This is a genomic window from Undibacterium sp. MH2W, assembly GCF_049340215.1.
Lineage (GTDB): Bacteria > Pseudomonadota > Gammaproteobacteria > Burkholderiales > Burkholderiaceae_D > Undibacterium.
The window spans coordinates 1-502 of sequence record NZ_JBMPPA010000026.1 but is presented as its reverse complement, the minus strand read 5'-3'; the positions used below and the strand labels follow the sequence as shown (position 1 = coordinate 502).

Genomic DNA, 502 nt, shown 5'->3' with positions numbered 1-502 from the left:
GCATCAAACTATGTTTTACCTAGTTTAACCACCAACTCCAGTGCCAACAGCGTAACGATTAATCAAGCTACGGCGACAATCAATGCCACCAAGACCTACGACAGCACAACGAACTTATCGTCAGGTCAGGTGAGTATTCTCGGCATCAATGGACAAACACTGAACTACACCGGAACAGCATCTGCCAACAATGCCAACGTTGCTGCTAATGGAAGTAACTATGTCAGTGGCATTACAGGCTTAGCTGACGGCACTGGTCTCGCGTCCAATTACATCCTGCCTAGCCTATCAGTTCGGTCACTGAATAACAAAGCAACGATCAACGCTGTCACTACCGCAGTCAACATAATCGGTAACAGTCAAAGTGGCACCTACAACGGCAATCAGCAAAGTGTTAGCGGCTTCACCGCCACAGGACTCGTCGGTTCTGATACAGCGGCCAACATCAGCGGCTTTACCGCTAGTGGTGCGATAGGTACTAATGCTGGCACCTATACCAACA

1 protein-coding gene is annotated in these 502 nt (G+C 48.8%); it reads left to right on the top strand.

Annotated elements, in window-relative coordinates; all coding sequences use genetic code 11:
- On the top strand, nt 1-502 hold a 502-nt coding region (locus tag ACO0K2_RS19705; protein ID WP_423021764.1), incomplete at both ends, for a hypothetical protein.